Below are 18,030 nucleotides of genomic sequence, written 5' to 3' on the forward strand. Positions count from 1 at the left end.
CGGCCGCCGCGACTTAGGCACCGTCGGTTTCGTCGTCGGCCGCGTCCCCGTCCGCCGCCTCGTGCTCGTCGTCTTCGGCGTCCGCGGTGTCGCCGGGCCCGCCGTCGGCTCCCTTCTCGTCAGCGCCGTCGCCGGCGTTCTCCCGCCGCCGGCGAGTCAGCTCCTTCGCCTCGGCGAGCACGTCGTCGGGCTCGCCCTCGAAGTCGTCGAGGTCGGCGACGCCGCCCGGCGCCGCGTCCTCGACGGCGTCGGCCCCACCGGGGGTCGGGCCGCCGGCGCCCTGCCGGGTACCCTCGTGCTGGTGGTCGTGGCCGTGGTCGTGGCCGCCGCCGGTCGTGTCCTCGAAGACCTGGGGGAACTCCTCCTCGTCGGCGTGGTCGACGACGCGCTCGGCGAGTTCCGGGGGGTCCAGCTCCGCCCAGTCGTCGACGCGGTCGTCGAGCCACGCCTCGTGGTCGCCCCCGCGGAGCATGGCCGTGAAGGCGAGGTGGTTGGCGAGGTGCTCGGCGTCGGCCTGGGGGTCGCCGCAGGCGGGACACGCGTAGCCCATACCCGGCCCGACGGCCGCGAGGCGCATATGCCTTTCAGAACCGGCCGGGCAGTCGCGCGAGCATGCGGCCGCGAGGGGCGGTGTCTCCCGGTCGCGTCGCCGGGGAGCCGACACACGTAAGGACCGGACGCCCCTCGCCTCCGGTGGATGTGGCCCTGGGGACACCTCGCGCTCGCGTATCTCGCCTACAGCTGCTACTCGCGGCTCGGGCGGGGCCACCGCCCGACCGCGGCGACCGCGCTGGTCGTCGCCGTCGCCTCGCAGTTCCCGGATCTGGTGGACAAGCCGCTGGCGTGGACGCTGTCGGTCCTGCCGTCGGGCCGGTCGCTGGCCCACTCGCTGCTCGTCCTGGGCCCGCTGGTCGCGCTGCTCTATACCGCTGCTCGGGCCCGGGACGAAGGCGAGGCGCCGCTGGCGGTCGCGTTCGGTATCGGCGCCGTCGTCCACGCGTTCGGCGACGCGCTGTACTCGCTGGTCGCCCTGGAGGTCCGCGGGGCCGGCTTCCTGCTGTGGCCCGTCGTCCCGCCGCTGGAGTACGAGGTCGAACAGAGCTTCGCGGCCCACCTCGCGCTGATCGACGCCTCCCCCGAACTGTACTTCGAGCTCCTGGTCGTCGCGGCCGCCGCCGCCGTCTGGCGGGCCGACGGCTACCCCGGACTCGGAACCGTCCTCGCCTGGCCCGCCCGCGCCTGGCGCAGCGTCACCGGCGCCGAGTGAACTCACGACCCCAGTGATCGACCGTGCCGACCGTCCCCGACCCCGACGACCGGAACGCGCTGGCCGACGACTGCCGGCGCTGTCCCGCGCTGACCGAGAGCCGCGAGTGCATCGCCTGGGGGAACGGGCCGCCGGACGCGACGCTGGTGGTCGTCGGCGAGGCGCCCGCCGCGGGCGACCCGGACGCCGACCGCTGGCGGGGCGGCAACCTGACGGGCCTGGCCTACACCTCGCGACGGTCCGGCCGGAAGGTCCGCGAGCTCGTCGCCGACGCGGGCCACGCCGGCGACGCCTACTACACGAACGCCGTCAAGTGCTTCCCAGCGGACCCCGACGACCCCGGCGACAACCGCGAGCCGACCGCCGAGGAGCGGGCGAACTGCCGGCCCTACCTGGTCGAGGAGGTCCGGGGGGTCAACCCCGACGCGGTGCTCGCGACCGGGAAACACGCCACGAAGTCCGTGCTGGCGGTCGAGGGGCGGGAACTCGACGGCTTCCTCGATTCGGTGCTCGACCCCGTCGAGTGCCGGGAGCTGGACGCGACGCTCGTCCCGCTCGTCCACCCCTCCTATCAGGAGGTGTGGATCGGCCGGCTCGGCTACACCCGCGAGGAGTACGTGTCGGCGGTCCGGGAGACGGTCGCGGCGGTCGGCCGAGCGGACGGGGACTCAGCGCGCCTCGACGGCTGAGGGCGGCGATCCGGCCCCGGCGAACTCGAAACGGGCGCCCCCGTCGGCGCTCTCCCCGACGGACACGTCCCAGCCGTGGGCCCGCGCGATCCGCTCGACGATGTTGAGGCCGAACCCGGTCCCGTCCTCGTTCGTCGAGAAGCCGGCGTCGAAGACCTCGTCCCGTCTGTCCGGCGGGATCCCGGGGCCGTCGTCGGCGACGAAGAACCCGTCGGCCGTCGGTCCGACGGTGACGGTCACGTCCGGGCCGGCGTGTTCGACGGCGTTGCGGAAGAGGTTCTCCAGCAACTGTCGCAGTCGGCCGGGGTCGCAGGCGACGCGCCCGAGCTCCCCGTCGACACGGAGCGTCGCCGCCGGGGCGTCGACGGTCGCCCACGCCTCGTCGACGACGGCCCGGAGCGACGCGTCTTCGAACTCGTCGACCGTCTCGCCCTGCCGCGCGAGCGTCAGCACGTCGGAGATGAGCGCCGCCATCCGGTCGAGGGCGTCGGCCGCGACGGCGAGGTGCTCACTGTCCCGCTCGCCGCGGGCGATCTCGACGCGTCCGGAGGCGACGTTCAGGGGATTGCGCAGGTCGTGGGAGACGACGGCGGCGAACTCGTCGAGGCGCTCGTTCTGGTGGGCGAGCTCGCGCTCGCGCTCGGCGAGCCGCTCGCGGGCCTCGATCGAGGCGACGGCGTGGCCGATCGTCTCGCCGAGCTCCGAGAGCACCGCCCGCTCGCGCTCGCGGAACACGTCGTCGCGGTCCGTGTAGATACTGAAGAACCCGTAGACGGTGTCGTCGTGGTAGATGGGGACGACCGCGAGCGACGTGATCCCGTGTCGCTCCATCTGGTCCCACCACGGCTCCATCGTGGGGTCGTCGAACACGTCGGGGACGCACTGTATCTCGCGGGTCTCGACGGCGCGGCCGCCGGGGCCGTTGCCGGTCGGGCTGTCGTCGACGGTGACGACGAGCGACCGGACGTACTCGTCGTCGAACCCCGCCCACGCGGTCGGCCGGACGCGGGCCGCCTCCGGGTCGTAGCGACCGAGCCACACGGCGTCGTAGGGGTCGGAGTCGACCAACCGGTCGCAGACGGTCCGTTCCAGCGACTCGCGGTCGGTCTCGTGGACGACCTCCCGCGTGGCGATGCGGAGCGTGTCGTTGATCCGGTTGAGCAGTTCGAGCGACCGCCGCTGTTCCATCCGCCTGGCGTCGTAGAGACCGACGAGTGCCCCGCCGAGCGCGCCGAAGGTCCCGATCGCGAGCAGCGGCGCGACGGGATTCCGGGGCGGGAAGCCGCCGATGACGGCGCCGGCCATCCCCCAGAGGTCGAACGCGGCCAGCGCGAGCGCGCCGGCGAGGGTCCAGCCGAGCAGCCGGTCCGTGTCCCGGGCGCCGACGAGCCGGCCCCGCGCCAGCCGGACGCCGAGGACGACCAGTCCGAGCGAGAGGGCGGGCGGCACGAGGTGGTGGAGGGCCTCGACGACCGCGACCGAATCGGCGAGCTTTTCGAGGTGATAGGCGGTGAGGGCGGCGCCTGCGACCGCGATCCCCCCGCCGCCGACCTCGTTCGAGACGCGGCTCACTGGCTAGGACAGGGAGTCATCCGGCTAAATATCCTCGCCCGGAGATCCACGACTGATACTCGATCGACCGGCGCGTCGTCCGAACGGTCAGCATCGGGGACGGGCGTCGCCGCCGTCAGATCAGCGTGGCGTCGACGTACTCGTCGGCCACCCGTCTGGCGGTTTCGAGCGCGTCGCCGTCGTCGAGGACGACGGCCCGCGTGCGGGCGCCGTCGACGATCGTCATCAGCCCGCGCGTCGCGTGGTCCGCATCGACGTCCTCGAAGTCGCCCTCGTCGATCCCGTGGTTGATCACCGCCTTGATCATGTAGCGGATGTACTCGTCGTTCCCGCGGAATCGCTCGCGGAAGTCCTCCTTGTACGGGGCCTGCGAGCGCATCTCCAGCATCGCGACCGCCAGGTCCCGGTGGTCCTCGGCGGCGAATATCAGCTCGTCGAGGAGCAGGTCGAGGCGGCGCTGGGGGTCGGTGGTCTCCACGTCGCGGATCGTGTCGACGAAGCGCTCGAGCAGGTAATCGAGGAAGGCGACCAGCAGCTCGTCTTTCGTGTCGTAGTGGTAGTGGACCGCGGCGGTCGACTTGCCGTACTCCTCTGCGATCCGCTCGACCGTCAGGTCGGCGTACCCGTGCTCCCGGAGCGCCCGATAGGTCGCCCGCATGATCTCCGCTCGCGGCTCCGGGAAACTCCCCTCCGTTGGATCGGCCATCACTCCCACATTCGCGCTGGGCGGGATAACAGTTGTGACCGGATCGTCAGCCGGCCCGTCCGGATACCGGCCGATCAGTTCCGAGCGGCTGCCACAAATCGGTTCCAGCGGCTCGAAACGGCGGTTCCCGAGTCCGAAACTTTTTGACTAACTAGTTAGTAAGCACGATATCGACCGATGGACGACGACGCAGCGACCGCGATCCTTGCGGCGACGCACCGCGCGCTCTGCGACCGGGGCCACGCCGACCTCACCCTGGCGGACATCGCCGCGGAGGCGGACACGAGCACCGGACTGATCCACTACTACTACGACGACAAGGAGACGCTGTACGCGGAGTTCCTGGACTTCCTCTACGACCGGTACACCGGGCGGATCGAGGCGGTCGAGGGCGAGACGCCGCGCGAGCGACTCGCCGAACTGTTCGAGACGGTCCTCGCCGACGGGGAGGGGGCGGCCGGCGAGCAGTTGCGCACGGCGATGCTGGCGGTGCAGACCCAGGCGCCGCACGACGAGCGGGTCCGGGAGCGACTCGAACAGTTCGACGAGTTCCTCTACGAGCGGGTCCGGTCGGTCGTCGCCGACGGCGTCGAGGCGGGCGAGTTCGACGACGCGGTCGACCCGGCGGCCGCGGCCGAGTTCCTCGTGACGGCCGTCGCCGGGGCCCACGCGCGACCGGTCGCGGTCGACCGTTCGTCCGACCGGCTCGCCGAGACGGTGACCCGGTACGCCGAGCGCCACCTGGTCGCCGACGGGCCGACGGGGGTTCCCAACTGATGGGGCTTCGCAGCCGCCTCGACGCGCTGTTCAAGGGCCCCGAGGACTTCGACCTCACGTCGGGGGGGATCGGCAAGCCCCTCTTTTTCCTCGCGATGCCGATCGTCGTCACGAACCTCTTCCAGACGGCCTACAACCTGGCGGACACGTTCTGGCTCGGCCAGTACAGCACGGACGCGCTGGCGGCGATCAGCTTCGCGTTCCCGATGGTGTTCTTACTCATCTCCTTCGGGACCGGCATCTCCGTCGCCGGCAGCGTCCTCGTCGCGCAGTTCACCGGCGCCGGCGAGCCCCGGGAGGCCGAGTACGCCGCCTCCCAGACGGTCACGTTCGCGGCGGTCGTGTCGCTGGTCCTGGGCGTCGTCGGCTACTTCGTCGTCGGGGAGTTCCTCTCGCTGATGGGCGCCTCGGCGGACGTGTTGCCGCTGGCGTCGAGCTACATGGAGGTCATCTCGCTGGGCCTGCTCTTCATGTTCGGCTTCTTCGTGTTCATCGCGCTCATGCGGGGCTACGGCGACACGGTCACGCCCATGCTCGTGATGTTCGGGTCGGTCGTCCTCAACATCGTCCTCGACCCGTTCCTGATCTTCGGGTGGACCGTCGTCGAGAACGCACCGCTCGTCGGGACGGTGAGCTTCCCCGAACTCGGGATCCAGGGGGCGGCCATCGCGACCGTGTTCTCCCGCGGGCTCGCGCTGGCCGTCGGCCTGGCGATCATGTTCCGCGGCGAGCGCGGCGTCCAGATCCACGTCCGCGACATGGCCCCCGACCTCTCGTATCTCCGCCGGCTGGTCCGGATCGGCCTCCCGGCGTCGGTCGAGGGGATGGGCCGGGCGCTGTCGATGAACCTGCTTCTGTTCGTCGTCGCGATGTTCCCCGACCCCGTCGTCTCCGCCTACGGCATCGGGACGCGCGTCTTCTCGGTGATCGTCCTGCCGGCCATCGCCGTCGCCCGCGGCGTGGAGACGATGACAGGCCAGAACGTGGGCGCCGACAGGCCCGACCGCGCGGAGGCGGCGGCGAACCTCGCGGCGAAGGTGCTGTTCGGCGTCCTCACCCTCGCGGGGGTCGCCGTGTTCCTCGCCCCGGAGCCGATCGTCTCGGTGTTCGTCGGCGCCGACCAGGCCGACGCCGACCGCGTGGTCGAGGTCGGCGCCCAGTTCCTCCGCTACGTCGCGCTGACCTTCGGGTTCATCGGGATCACCCGGGCCTACACCGGGAGCTTCCGCGGCGCCGGCCGGACGCTCACCGCCGCGGCCATCTCCGTCCTGATGCTCGGCGTCGTCCGGTTCCCGATCGCCTGGTTCGCCGCCGGCCCGCTCGGCGAGGCGGGGATCTGGCTCTCGTTCGCCGTCTCGAACGTCGTCGGCGCGGCCGTCGCCGTCCTCTGGTACCGCCGCGGCACCTGGAAGGGGACCGAGCTGACCGAGGAGAACGTCGACATCGACGCGGCGGCCGCCGAGCCCTCGGCGGGTGACGACTGACGCCCATGGGCGGGAGTGTCGTCTCGCGGTCGGCGGTCGAAGCGCGGCTCGAAGCGGGGCTGAGCGGGCCCGACGGGGACGCTCCCGCGCTCGCGCGGGAGGCGGTCGACGCCGCCGACGACCGCTGGTACGGCCGGCTGGTCGGCGGCGCCTACCGGTCGCTGGCGGACGGCCCGGACCCCGACCGGGTCGTCCCCGCCGCGGCGGCGGTCGAACTCCTCCGGGGGTACTGCCGGATCCGGCGGGACCTGCTCGTCCAGTTCGCCGACCGGTGCCCGCACTCGTCCACCCGTGACGAGGTCGCCGCGCTGCTCGCGGGCGACCACCTCGCCGCCGCGGCGTACTCGACGCTGACCGCCGTCGACGACCCGGCGGTCGGCGACTGCGTCGGACCGTTCGCGGACGCGTTCGAAGCCCTCACCGGCGCGCTCGCGACTACCTTCGCGGAGCCGGTCGGCCCCGCCCTCGACCCGGTCGCGTCCATCGAACGGACCGCCGGTCGGATCGGCGAGTGCGCCGCCGTCCTCGGTGGGCGACTGGCCGGGGCGGGCGACCGCCGCCTCGACGGCCTCACGCGGGCCGGCCGCTGCTTCGCCGCGGCCCGAGCGGCCCGGGCGGCGCGCGAACGCGACGGCCGTTCGGCGGCGGTAGCCGCCCCCGAACTCCCGGCGGAGCGACTCGACGACTACGCGGCCCGCCGACGGACGGACGGGTACCGAGCGCTCGGGGACCTCCCGCCGACCGTGGACGCATCGCCGCTCCGCCGCGTCGCCGACGACCGGCGGGAGGACTGACCGAACGACCCCGCCACCGGACGGTCGACCGCCGCCGCTCAGAGTCGGTCGGCCAGCCAGAGAACGATCAGCACGGGCGCGACCGGCAGCAACAGCGCGAACAGCGGAACCGCGATCAGGTACCCGATGGTCGTCATCTCGGTGTTCGACCTGTCCGGTCGCCGCGGACTGACGGATCTCGCCATGTCCGAACGAAAGGCCCGGCCGAACGAAAAACTAACTGATCGGTCAGTCCCGGGCGGGAAAAAGACGGGTCGGCCCTCGGAACTGGGAAGGGAATACACAAAACGAGTCTCAAGGGGCACAGATGGACGGTTTCGACCGGTCGGATGTCCACAGTCCCGTTCCCGGAGGTAACCGTTCGGTAAGCTAGGTCGCTCGAAGACCGCGGCTGTCGCCGCTCGACGGTCGCGGGTGGACGGCGTCGCCGGCGCGCGGGTCGCTCGCGAGCGGGTGCGACGAACTCCCGCGAGTCGGTCGCGTTCACCGACCGGGGGCGGCCGGCGGTTTCAACAGCTATACAAACGCCGCCGGGAAACAGGCGGCCGATGCATTCCGGATCGGGCTCGCCCGCGGCTCCGCTCGGCGCCGCCGCGCGGTGGGCGTCGGAGCGCGACCAGTTGCCGCTGTCGCTCCGCGCGGTCGCCCGGTTCTACGCGCGGACGGGCGAACTCGACCTCACGGCGCTGCGGATCAAGTCGTGGGTCGACGACACGCTCGCGGAGTTCCTCGCGGACGCCTACGGCGCCATCGAGGCCGAACTGGAGCGCGAGCTCGGCTACGACGAGGTCGACTTCCGCTACGAGACGAAGCTGACGCTCCCGGTCGAGCTGACGCTGGGCTATCTCTACCGCCGGGCGCTCGACGACTGCGACGGCTACAACCCGGTCACCGGCGAGCCCGCGCGGTCGACCGGGGACGCCGTCCGGTCGCTCGTCGGCGGGGCCAACCCGGCCCGCCGCGAGCGGCTGCGACGCGAGGCGAGCGAACAGGTCGAGTTCGTCGGCCGCGTCGAGCGGGTCGCCCGCCTCTGTACGGAGGCGCTGCTCGACGGCGACATGCGCGACGCGATCAACGACGAGGAGTTCGAGGACTTCGAGACGGACCCGCCGCTGGACGACGCCGAGCGCGAGCGAGCCGCCCGGATCGCCCAGTCCCGGCTGCGCGAGCGCGTCGAGGCCCAGATGGCCGGGTTCCCCGACGCGGTCCGGGAGGCCTACGAGGCGGCCGTCGCGGAGTCGAACACCCACCAGGCCGACGACGAGCACTTCCGGGCGCTGATGGCGCGGGCGCTCGGCGAGGGCGGGAGCGACGGCGAGGCGGACGCCGACGGCGGGACGGCCCCGGTCGCCGACGATCCCGCCGAGGCCGTCGAGCGCATCGAGGCCGAATACAAGTACGCGGAGTTCGACGGCGAGGCCGGGACGCTGACCGCGGCGGAGCGGGAGTGGCCCTACTGCAAGACCCAGTACGAGCGGGTCGGCGTCATCTACGAGGGGATGATCGAGATGTTCCGGGCCGCGGACATCCGGATCGAGCCCGCCTTCGAGCACGCGGTCGTCCTCGCGATCATCGGCGCGCAGGTGTGGCTCGACGACGTGGACGACTTCGCGGCCGACCGCGCGGAGACGCAACTGACGCCGGTCACCGCCGAGTACGTCGTCGCAGACTCCGAGCGGGAGGCCTACGACCGCGTCGTCGACGTCTCCTCGCTGTACCTCGACCGGGCGATCGAGTACGCCGTCGACTCCGAGTCCATCCTGACGGGGATCGCCGCCGAGTACATCTACCTCTCGGGCGACCCCGGCGCCCTCCCCGGGAGTCCGGACGGCGGCGACCGATAGTCCTGCCCTCCGCTCGGTCCGCTGTCGCTCGGTCCGCCGCGCTCACCGGGACACGGAGAGCTTCGAGAGACTCAGGTGTCGAACCCGTTGCGGTTCGGGGTCGGCGTCCGAGAGCGCGGCCGCGACGCGAGCGCAGCAGGCGTCGAGGGCGTCGTCGCCGTCATCGGCGAGAGCGGCTTCCAGGCGACCGGTCGCGTCGGCGTCCATCCCCGAGAGCAGCGCTCGGGTCCGGTCGGCGGGGTCGCCGGTCGAACCGTCCGATCGCCCGGGCCCGGCCGGGACGACCGCGGGCAGGGCGCCGAAACAGAGCGCGAGGGCGGCCAGCAGCGCGCGCTCGGCGGCGGCCTCGGGGTCGTCGACGCCCGGCGCCGTCCGGAGGTAGCGGGCGGCGGCCGTCCCCGCGGGGTCGACCTCGGCGTCGAACCACGACCGGATGTCGGCGGCGGACGGGGCGACCCCGAGCGCCTCGACGGCGCGGGCGCAGACCTCGACCTCCTCGTCGGCAACGTCGTGGAAGCAGTCCCCGACGACGACCGTGTCGGCCCCCGCGTCGAGCATCGCCCGCGTCTTCTCGCGGTCGTCGATCCCGCCGCCGTACCAGACGCGGGCGCCGTTGACCGACTCCGAGACTGCGCGGAGCACGTCGGCGGCCTCGTCGCCGCCGTAGGTACCCGAGTACTCGACGTAGACGACCTCGCTGTCGAGGTGGCGGTCGGCGACCATCGCCCGCTCCCGCGCGGTCGCCGGCGAGAGCACGTCCGACTCGTCGACGCCGCTGCGGCGGGCCGCCGCACTCGACGGGTTCTGGACGATGTACGCCTCGAAGACGGCCGCCTCCAGCAGCCACGAGGTGGCGAGGTCGGCGAGCGGGTCGCCGACCGCCCGGTAGAGCGGGCCGGGGAGCCTCTCGCGGAGCAGGCCGGGGACCATCTCGTCGCGGAGGTAGGCCAGCCCCTCGCCGAGCGTGCCGACCAGCGCCTCGGTCTCGCCGTTGAGCACCTCCGGAAGCGCGAGGAACGCGGCCAGCTCGCGGGTCCGCTCGGTGACGTGGCGGGCCTCGCTGGGCTCGTGGAACGCAGGGACGGGCGCGCGGGCCAGCAGGCGGAACGTCTCCTCGGTGTTCTCGGCGGTGACGGCGCTCGACCCGCCGACGGAGACGGCGTCGGTGTGCCGGAGGTAGAGCGGATAGGCGACCGGCAGCGGCTTCGCAGTCTCCGGGTCGACCTTCGTGACGTGGCGCCAGTCGGCGGGAACCGGGTTGGCGTCGACCGGGAGGAGCGTCTCCGCGCCGACGCCGGCCGCGGCGGCGACCGTTCGCAGCGAGCGGGCGAGCGACGAACCGAGCGACATACCGACGGGATGGCGGCTATCGCAGGTTAAACTCCCGATCGCCGTGCCGCACCCGCGGGCGGATCCGGGCGGCCACTCGCGGGGCGGCCACCCGGACGCTCGCGGGTGACCCCCGAACACTCGCGGGTGGCGAACCGGGTCACCGGCGGCGATCCCGCCAGTGCGTCGTCGGGCACGGCGGCCCCCGGGCGCCGACGGGACAAGACTTATACCGGAATGCCCCTCAGTGCTACCCGTCCGCACACACGGACACTGAAGCCATCCACTCCGTTCGGGGGCCACCCCGAACCCGCCCCACCCCACCGTTCGTTGTTTCGCGGCGGGCCCTGCCCGGGCCCGCCTCGTTTTCACACCGACCAGCCGGCGTGCCGCCGTTCGCCGGCGGTTCGGAGTCCGGTGCACGCCCGTCCACGACCGCGGACGGGCCCGTCCTGTCGCTCGACACACGATAGAACCAAGTGCGACGGCCGCTTGCGTGGGCGGTAGACGCCACGAATGGAGATCTCCGACCAGCTTCGTTGTCTGTTTTCGGCGCGGATCGAGGAACGGGACGGGTCCTACGTCGTCGAGGTCCCGAAACGAGAGATCAGGACCGGTTCGGTCGCGGCCGGCGACACGTATCGCGTTGCGCTGGTCCCGTCGCCGTCCGACGGCGACGACGGCGAGCGAGCGGCGACCGGCGACGCGACGCGAACCGAGCGTCCCGACCGGGGGACCGAGGACCGCTCGGGACGGTCGCCGCCGGTCGAGGAGGGGGAGGAGCGGACCGTCGAGATCGAGGACATCGGCGAGCAGGGCGACGGGATCACGCGCGTCGAGCGGGGGTTCGTCGTCATCGTGCCGGACACCGACCAGGGCGAACGCGTCACCGTCGAGATCACGGACGTACGCGAGAACGTCGCCTTCGCCGAGGTCGTCGAGCGACGGAGCTACTACGAGTAGTCGCAGGCGGCGACCCGACTCCCGAGCCGATCCCTGCCGGACAGTACCACGCATCCGTCTCCGGAGCAAGTGACAAGTGGCTATCGTGTGGACGGGGTGTATGTCCAGTGACATCGCGGCGGGGACCACCCACAGCGTCGAGGTCGTGTCGGTCACGGACGGCGACACGGTCGACGTGCGTTTCGACGACGGCACGGTGGAGGAGGTCCGCGTCATCGGCATCGACACGCCCGAGACCGGGGAGAACCGGCGGTTCGAGCGCGTCCAGGAGTGGCGGGGCGTGGGGGACCCGGAGACGCTCGTCGCGTACGGCGAGCGCGCGTCGGCGTTCGCCCGCGAGCGGCTGGCCGGCGAGACGGTGACGCTGTCGTTCGACCCGAGCGAGCCGGTCAGGGGGACCTACGGCCGGCTGCTCGGGTACCTCGAGTACGAGGCCGACGGCGAGCGGTCCTTCTACAACCGCGAGGTCGTCGCCGCGGGGTACGCGCGGGCCTACCACTCCGGCGTGACGACCCACGACGCGCTGGCCCGGGCCGAGTCCGACGCCCGCGAGGCCGGCCGCGGGCTCTGGGCCGAGAGCGACCCCGGATCGACGGAGCCGGTCCGGGACGACCCCGTCGAGGAGCTGTTCGTCCCTCGCCCGTCGAGCGTGCGGCGGGCCGACGGGAAGCTGCCCGGCGAGCGCGCGCCGGTCCGGGCCGAGCCGACGGCCGAACAGGCCCCGACGGAGTCGAGCGCGGTGGAATACGGGGACCAGATCCCGCTGGTCGGGGTCGACCGCGACGCCCGCGTCGCGGTCGTCGGCGGCCTGCTGGTGAACGAGGCCTACGAGGAGGCCGAGGGGTTCGGGGTCGACACGAGCGGCTACGGACAGTTCCCGTTCCTGACGAACCTGCTCGACCGGCTGGCCGACCGCGAGGGCGCGGTGCTGGTCGACGGCGGCCACGGCGGGTTCGGCGTCGACTACGCGCTGTCGGCGGAGGACGCCGCCTACTACCGGCGGTACCTGGAGGGGCAGGGACTCGCGTTCCTCCAGCGCAACCGGCTGGGAAGCGAGTTTCTCGACCGCGGACGGGCGCTGGTCGTGACGCCGCCGGTGGGGCCGTTCGGGCCCGCCGAACTCGACAGGGTCCGCGCGTTCCGCGACGACGGCGGGAGCGTCGTCCTGCTGGGGAGCGCGGCGGCGCCCGCCTACGCGCGGGCGAACCTGAACGGGGTCGCGGCGGCGCTGGGCTCGGACCTGCGGCTCAACGCCGACGCGGTGCGGGACGCCGAACACAGCCTCGACGGCGACGAGCGGCTGGTGACGACGCGGCGGTTCGAGCGGTCGCTGCCGCTGTTCGGCGCGTACGAGGGGTGAGAAAGCGAGACGGCGAAGGGGGCGAACGGTCGCCGGCGCGAAGGGTCCGGGAAAGGGTGGGTTCCTACGCTCCCCCGAGCGCGGGAACGGGTGGGTGTGGACGGGGTGGGTCGCGGGTGAGGTGCATCCGTGGTGGGATGGGGCTCGCGGTCACACGAGCCATCCGATCGTAGGGCCTGGAGACGGAAGTCCGCAGGGCCTCAGAAATTAGGTATCGATCCCGGCGTCGCCGAGCGGTCCGGCGGTCGGGGATCGGCGGCAAGTGGCGGCGGAGACGGGAGCCCGGGGACGGGGCGAGCGCCCGGGTGACGCCCACAGTTAACCCTCGTCGGCCCGTTCGTCCGACCGACATGCGCGCAGTCCGTCTGCACGACCACGGCGGCCCCGAGGTCCTCGGGGTCGAGGAGACCGACCGTCCGACCCCCGCGTCGGACGAACTGCTCGTCGAGGTGGCGGCGGCCGGCGTCAACCCCGTCGACACCTACTTCCGCGACGGCTCCTACGAGCCCGTCGGCCTCCCGTTCACGCCGGGCGTCGACTTCGCGGGCGTCGTCGCGGCGACCGGCGACGGCGTCGACGGGTTCGCCGAGGGCGACCGGGTGTTCGGCACCGGGGTCGGCAACGCCGGCCACCAGGGCGCCTACGCCGAGTACGCGACCGTCCCGACGGATCGGGTCGTTCGCCTTCCTGACGGCGTCGACCTGGCGGAGGCCGGCGCGGCGGGCGTCGCGGCCGTCACCGCCTGGCGCGCGCTGGTCGACCACGCCGCCCTCGACCCGGCCGAGCACTGCCTCGTCCACGGCGGGTCCGGCGGCGTCGGCCACGCGGCCGTCCAGGTCGCCGACGCCGTCAGCGCCCGCGTGATCACCACCGCCAGCGAGGGGTACCACGACGCCCTCGACCGGCTGGGCGCCGACACGGTGCTGGACTACGGCCGCGACGACCTCGCCGACGCCGTCACCGAGGCGTCCGACGGCGGCGTCGACGCCGTGCTCGACCACCGGCTGGACGACTACCTCCAGTTCGACGCCGACGTGGCCGCGCAGGGCGCCCGCGTCGTCGGCATCGGCGAGAACAGCCCCGACCCCGGGTTCACGGACGACGGCGCCGCCCGCTCGAAGGACGTGTCCTACCAGTTCATGTCGATGTTCAACATGCCGGACCTGCGGGTCGGGCTGGCCGGCGTCGCCGACCTGATGGCACGGGACCGGCTGTCGATCGAACTCGCCCGCAGCTACGACCTCGAGGAGGCCGGCGAGGCGCAGCGCGCCGTCATGGAGGACAGCTTCCTCGGCAAGCTCGTGATCGAGCCCTGACGACGGAACCGTCCGGAGACTGACCGTCGAGCGCGACTCCGCCGGCGGAAGTCGGTCGCACCGGGGAGCAGTCCGCGGCCGACGGGATTCAGAGCACGCGGTTGACGGGCTCGTCGCCGTCGGCGACCCGGCGGGCGCTCTCCGCGACGATGGCCGCGACGTGGCGGTAGTAGTCGCGGGTGTAGGCCGCGCAGTGCGGGGAGACGATCACGTCGTCGAGGTCCCACAGCGGCGAGTCCTCGGGGAGCGGTTCGGTCTCGAACACGTCGAGGGCTGCGCCCGCGATCTCGCCGTCGCGTAGCGCTGCCACGAGCGCCGGCTGGTCGACGACGCCGCCCCGGGCGACGTTGACCAGGTAGGCGTCCTCGTCCATCGCCGCGAGCTCGTCGGCGCCGACCAGACCGCGGGTCGCGTCGGTGAGCGGCACCGCGAGGACGACGAAGCGCGCGCCGGCGACGGCCTCCCGGAGCCGGTCCGTGGTGTACACCCGGTCGACGCCCGGTTCGGGCAGCGGGTCGCGGCGCACCCCGTGCACGTCGAGCCCGAGCCCGGTCAGCCGGTCGACGATCCCCCGCCCGAGGCCGCCGAGGCCGACGACGCAGGCCCGCTCGCCGGCGACCGTCCAGGCCTCGTCCCACGCCGGCCGGTCCCACTCGCGGTCGGCCTGGTTGGCGGCGTGGCGGTGGACCCGCCGGGCCAGGGCGAGGACGAACCCCGCGACCGTCTCGCCGACGGCGTCGCCGTGGATTCCCGTGCTGTTCGTCAGGGCGACGCCCCGCTCGCGCAGGCGGTCATGGGGGAACCGGTCGACCCCCGCCTGGATCGAGTGGACCCACTCCAGGTCGAGGAACGCGTCGCGGTGTTCGAAGGTGACGACGGCGTCGCAGTCGGCCAGCGAGCCCGGCGAGCCGTCGACGCCCGTCACGTCGACGCTCGTCTCCGCAGTCGCGTCGGCGAGTCGCTCGACGAGCCGCTCGGGCGGGAACACCGCCGCGACCGACTCGTCGACGCCGATCCGGTCGAGTCGCATGGGCGGGGGTACGCGGTGCTGGTCGGTAACTGTTGCTCCGAACTCCGGGGCCCACGTACCGGAGCGGCCGGTCCGCGGCGGAGTGACCGGCGCGTGCCGGGGTGACCGGGAGACGCGGTCGGCACCCGCTACTCGTCGACGACGACCACGATCCGCTCGCGGTCGCTGGCGGCCGGGCACTCGTCGGCGCGCTCGACGGGGACCGTCGCCGACAGCGACTCGACGGTCGCCTGCGACGGGAGGACCGTCATGTCGGCGCGGATCCGGCCGTTCCCGCCGACGCTCGACGGGAAGTACGACCCGCCGGCCCTGTAGAGGACGGCCACGTCGGTCCGGGCCGTTCCGTTGAAGACGCAGGCCCGCGCGGCGGGGAACGAGACCTGCTCGCGGTAGACGAAGTCGTTGTCGACCGTCGCCGCGCCGACGACGACCGCCGTCGACTGCTCGGGGTCGGCGGGCATCTCCGCCGCGCCGTGGACGGTCGTCTCGTAGGTCAGCGGGCTCGTCCCGAGGTCGGCCGCGACGAGGGCCCCGCCCGCGACGGCGACCACGACGACCGCCGCGACGGCCTCCCCGCGTCGCAGCCGGTAGCGGCGCTCCTCGACGACGTAGACCGCGCCGAACAGCGCGACCAGCGCGAGTCCAACGGCCGCGAACGTCCCCGCCGTCCCGAGCGAGTGCGTCGACGCCGCGTAGCCGACGGCCCCCGCGAGCAGCGCGGCGTACAGGAAGAGCAGCCCCTGACGAAAGCGGGTCGTCGCCGCCCCGACCAGCGCGAGCGTCGCCGCCAGCGCGAACAGCGCCGACTGGACGGTCACCGACAGGTCCGGACCGACCCGTCGCGCGAACACCGCCACCGCGGCCACCCCGACCAGCGCGGCGACCAGTTCCCCGACCCGCCGGCCGAGCGTCCGGTCGCTCATCGACACCCCTCCCTCGTCCGATCCCGGTCCGCTGCGGGCATATCCCCGCATTCATGTCAGTACCACAAAACACCTGTGACAGCGCCACCGCGACGGGCCGGCCCGCATCGGACGCCTCCACGGATCGTCACCGATGGCGTTCGGAGCACGGTCGGCCGAGCCCCGTCAGCCGAGTAGACTCAGCCGAACCCGGCTCGCCCCTCGCGGGCGACCGTGTACCCGACCACGACGACCACCCAGACGCCCACGCCGGCCACGAACAGTTCGAACGGCACCTCGTACCCGAGGTTCCAGGCGAACAGCAGTCCCTGGACGGCGGCCATCAGGGCCATCGTCGCGACGGTCACGACGCCCAGCACCGACGGGTCCTCGGGCGGGTCGACGCGGCCCGCCCACTCCATCACCAGCATCGTCGCGAGCATCAGCGCAGGGAGCGAGAGGACGGCCACCGGCTTCGACGCGAAGTTGTCCGGCTCGCCCGACGCCGAGAAGTGGACCGCCATCTCCGCGGGCAGCCGCCCCCACAGCGCCAGCCCCGCCACCAGCGTCGCCGCGACCAGCGCCAGCGACAGCCAGTCGTAGCGGTCGAGTCCGCCGAGCATACGGGTCCCTCTCGCCCGCTCGGCAAATACTTACCGCGGCTGTGCCGGACGCTCAGTCGCCCGCCGCGGACCGGCTGCCATCGCTGCCGCCACCGCCGTCGCCGCCCGGCAGCGGCGTCGACGCCCATGTTTTTCCGGGCCGGGTTTCCTCGGTCGCTACGCTCCCTGCGGGAACCCGGCCGGCAAAAACATGGGTGAAAAAGCCGGACGCCTCGCTCACTGTGTTCGCTCGCGTCCGGAGAACCGCGCGCCGGTGGCGCGCGGACGCTCAGTCGCCCGCCGCGGACCGGCTGCCATCGCTGCCGCCACCGCTCCCGCCCGACAGCGGCGTCCGTTCCACGACGGTACCGTCGTAGGTCGGGTACTGCTCGACGATCTCGCCCTCGGGCACGTCGCCCTCCTCGACCATCTCCTCCAGCAGCCACCACGCCACCTCGACGTGGTCGGACTTGACGGTGTAGTACTCCTCGGGGACGCCGAGTTCGTCGAGTCGCGCGGCGTCGACCCACGCCTTCCCGTAGACGAGCGTGCCGTCGTCGGTGATCTCGTCGAACGGCCGGCGCAGCGTGCGGGCCATCCGCTTGAGCCGCCGGCGGTGCTGGGCGGCGTCCTTGAAGACGCTCGTGCAGAAGTACACCTTCTCGTGGTCTCCCATCTCCGCCAGGATCTGCTCGCGCGGGCTGTCGACGGCGCTCATGTGCTCGTCGCGCAGCTCGAACCCCTCCTCCTGCATCCGGCGGTAGTTGCCGTCGGACATCTCGAACTCGTTGATGTTGCAGAAGTCGGCGGCGCCCTCGTCGAGGAACTCGATGAACTCCTGTTCGGGCCGGATGCCCGGGATCTCGAAGGCGGGCGTCAGCCCCTCCTCGCGGGCGATGTAGAGGATCTCCTCCCACTCGGTGCCGTGGAGGTCGCCCCACTGCTCGTAGGGGGGGTGGAAGCGGATCTCGTCGAGGCCCGCCTCCGAGAGCCGGCGCATGTTCTCCCGGCCGCCGGTGATGCCGGTGTAGAGGTGGGTGTGGAAGTCCTCGCCGTACTCGTCTTTGAGCAGCGAGAGGTAGCGAGTGGTGCGGCCCATCGCCTCCTGCGGTTCGCCGCCGGTGATAGACGCCCCGAGCGCGTCCATGCGCTCGGCCTCCTCCAGCACGTCCTCGTCGGACTCGACGGGCCGCTCGTTGGCGTAGACCTGCTCGACGTTCTTGCGGTTCTCGCCGAGGGGACAGTAGAAACAGTCGCGCTGGTCGCAGTAACCGTAGACGAACAGGACCATCTTCCCGCCCTTGGCGCACTGTTCGCAGCCCTCGGATATCATCGCTCCTACCTATCCCGTCGAGCGGGAAAAGTCGTGTGTTCCCGACCGGGGATGTCAACCGG

General features: G+C 72.7%; 18 protein-coding genes. 9 read left to right on the forward strand and 9 right to left on the reverse strand.

Annotated features, from left to right (window positions below):
* Positions 1 to 13: 13 nt before the first annotated feature.
* Positions 14 to 550: a DUF5810 domain-containing protein gene (locus tag E3328_RS22040; RefSeq protein WP_167837400.1), complete on the reverse strand. Its 537-nt coding sequence runs from the start codon at positions 548 to 550 to the stop codon at positions 14 to 16.
* A 147-nt stretch (positions 551 to 697) separates the two neighbouring features.
* On the opposite strand from E3328_RS22040, the gene E3328_RS13830 reads away from it, so the two are divergent.
* A complete protein-coding gene (locus tag E3328_RS13830) occupies positions 698 to 1,267 on the forward strand; it encodes a metal-dependent hydrolase (protein ID WP_135365220.1) in 570 nt (189 codons plus the stop codon).
* Between the two features lie 23 nt (positions 1,268 to 1,290).
* Positions 1,291 to 1,956, forward strand: coding sequence for a uracil-DNA glycosylase (locus E3328_RS13835; RefSeq protein WP_135365221.1), 666 nt, complete (start codon positions 1,291 to 1,293; stop codon positions 1,954 to 1,956).
* Here the strand turns inward: E3328_RS13835 and E3328_RS13840 are convergent.
* Both E3328_RS13840 and E3328_RS13845 read right to left on the reverse strand, forming a co-directional pair.
* Positions 1,936 to 3,528 (reverse strand): receiver/sensor box histidine kinase, encoded by a 1,593-nt coding sequence (locus E3328_RS13840; RefSeq protein ID WP_209452204.1) that lies wholly within the window; start codon positions 3,526 to 3,528, stop codon positions 1,936 to 1,938. The two genes, E3328_RS13835 and E3328_RS13840, sit on opposite strands and share 21 nt — an antisense overlap.
* Positions 3,529 to 3,643: 115 nt before the next feature.
* The gene (locus E3328_RS13845; RefSeq protein ID WP_135365222.1) at positions 3,644 to 4,234 is read right to left on the reverse strand and encodes a TetR/AcrR family transcriptional regulator; all 591 of its coding nucleotides are present in this window, start codon (positions 4,232 to 4,234) and stop codon (positions 3,644 to 3,646) included.
* 177 nt (positions 4,235 to 4,411) lie between these two features.
* On the opposite strand from E3328_RS13845, the gene E3328_RS13850 reads away from it, so the two are divergent.
* Genes E3328_RS13850 through E3328_RS22045 form a run of 3 tightly spaced genes read left to right on the forward strand, consistent with a single transcriptional unit; the run spans position 4,412 to position 7,289 of the window.
* Positions 4,412 to 5,011, forward strand: a complete 600-nt coding sequence (locus tag E3328_RS13850; protein ID WP_135365223.1) for a TetR/AcrR family transcriptional regulator — start codon at positions 4,412 to 4,414, stop codon at positions 5,009 to 5,011.
* The gene (locus E3328_RS13855) at positions 5,011 to 6,495 is read left to right on the forward strand and encodes an MATE family efflux transporter (RefSeq protein WP_135365224.1); all 1,485 of its coding nucleotides are present in this window, start codon (positions 5,011 to 5,013) and stop codon (positions 6,493 to 6,495) included. The genes E3328_RS13850 and E3328_RS13855 overlap by 1 nt, the downstream gene beginning before the upstream one ends.
* 5 nt (positions 6,496 to 6,500) lie before the next feature.
* On the forward strand, positions 6,501 to 7,289 hold the full coding sequence (locus tag E3328_RS22045) for a polyprenyl synthetase family protein (protein ID WP_167837401.1): 789 nt from the start codon (positions 6,501 to 6,503) through the stop codon (positions 7,287 to 7,289).
* A gap of 38 nt (positions 7,290 to 7,327) precedes the next feature.
* On the opposite strand, the gene E3328_RS22050 is transcribed toward E3328_RS22045, so the two are convergent.
* Positions 7,328 to 7,474 (reverse strand): DUF7535 family protein, encoded by a 147-nt coding sequence (locus E3328_RS22050; protein WP_167837402.1) that lies wholly within the window; start codon positions 7,472 to 7,474, stop codon positions 7,328 to 7,330.
* A gap of 363 nt (positions 7,475 to 7,837) precedes the next feature.
* Between E3328_RS22050 and E3328_RS13865 the strand changes: the two genes are divergently transcribed.
* Positions 7,838 to 9,133 (forward strand): hypothetical protein, encoded by a 1,296-nt coding sequence (locus E3328_RS13865; RefSeq protein WP_135365225.1) that lies wholly within the window; start codon positions 7,838 to 7,840, stop codon positions 9,131 to 9,133.
* A gap of 42 nt (positions 9,134 to 9,175) precedes the next feature.
* On the opposite strand, the gene E3328_RS13870 is transcribed toward E3328_RS13865, so the two are convergent.
* The gene (locus E3328_RS13870) at positions 9,176 to 10,483 is read right to left on the reverse strand and encodes a geranylgeranylglyceryl/heptaprenylglyceryl phosphate synthase (RefSeq protein WP_135365226.1); all 1,308 of its coding nucleotides are present in this window, start codon (positions 10,481 to 10,483) and stop codon (positions 9,176 to 9,178) included.
* 495 nt (positions 10,484 to 10,978) lie between these two features.
* On the opposite strand from E3328_RS13870, the gene E3328_RS13875 reads away from it, so the two are divergent.
* From E3328_RS13875 to E3328_RS13885, 3 genes are all read left to right on the forward strand, one after another.
* Positions 10,979 to 11,425 carry a TRAM domain-containing protein gene (locus E3328_RS13875; RefSeq protein WP_135365227.1) on the forward strand — a complete coding sequence of 149 codons (447 nt, stop codon included), beginning with the start codon at positions 10,979 to 10,981 and terminating at the stop codon, positions 11,423 to 11,425.
* Positions 11,426 to 11,525: 100 nt separating this feature from the next.
* On the forward strand, positions 11,526 to 12,785 hold the full coding sequence (locus E3328_RS13880; RefSeq protein ID WP_135365228.1) for a thermonuclease family protein: 1,260 nt from the start codon (positions 11,526 to 11,528) through the stop codon (positions 12,783 to 12,785).
* A 350-nt stretch (positions 12,786 to 13,135) separates the two neighbouring features.
* Entirely contained in the window at positions 13,136 to 14,101 is a 966-nt protein-coding gene (locus E3328_RS13885) for an NADPH:quinone reductase (RefSeq protein WP_135365229.1), read from the forward strand.
* Between the two features lie 88 nt (positions 14,102 to 14,189).
* Here the strand turns inward: E3328_RS13885 and ddh are convergent, their stop codons facing one another.
* The 4 genes from ddh to E3328_RS13905 all read right to left on the reverse strand — a co-directional run bounded on the left by ddh (position 14,190) and on the right by E3328_RS13905 (position 17,968).
* Complete coding sequence (ddh, locus tag E3328_RS13890; RefSeq protein ID WP_135365230.1) at positions 14,190 to 15,131, reverse strand: D-2-hydroxyacid dehydrogenase; 942 nt, start codon at positions 15,129 to 15,131, stop codon at positions 14,190 to 14,192.
* Positions 15,132 to 15,259: 128 nt separating this feature from the next.
* Entirely contained in the window at positions 15,260 to 16,054 is a 795-nt protein-coding gene (locus tag E3328_RS13895) for a hypothetical protein (RefSeq protein WP_135365231.1), read from the reverse strand.
* 179 nt (positions 16,055 to 16,233) lie between these two features.
* A complete protein-coding gene (locus E3328_RS13900; protein WP_135365232.1) occupies positions 16,234 to 16,656 on the reverse strand; it encodes a DUF1648 domain-containing protein in 423 nt (140 codons plus the stop codon).
* 268 nt (positions 16,657 to 16,924) lie between these two features.
* Entirely contained in the window at positions 16,925 to 17,968 is a 1,044-nt protein-coding gene (locus E3328_RS13905; RefSeq protein WP_135365233.1) for a radical SAM protein, read from the reverse strand.
* Positions 17,969 to 18,030: the final 62 nt, after the last annotated feature.

It is taken from the genome of Halosimplex halophilum, assembly GCF_004698125.1.
GTDB classification, from domain to species: domain Archaea; phylum Halobacteriota; class Halobacteria; order Halobacteriales; family Haloarculaceae; genus Halosimplex; species Halosimplex halophilum.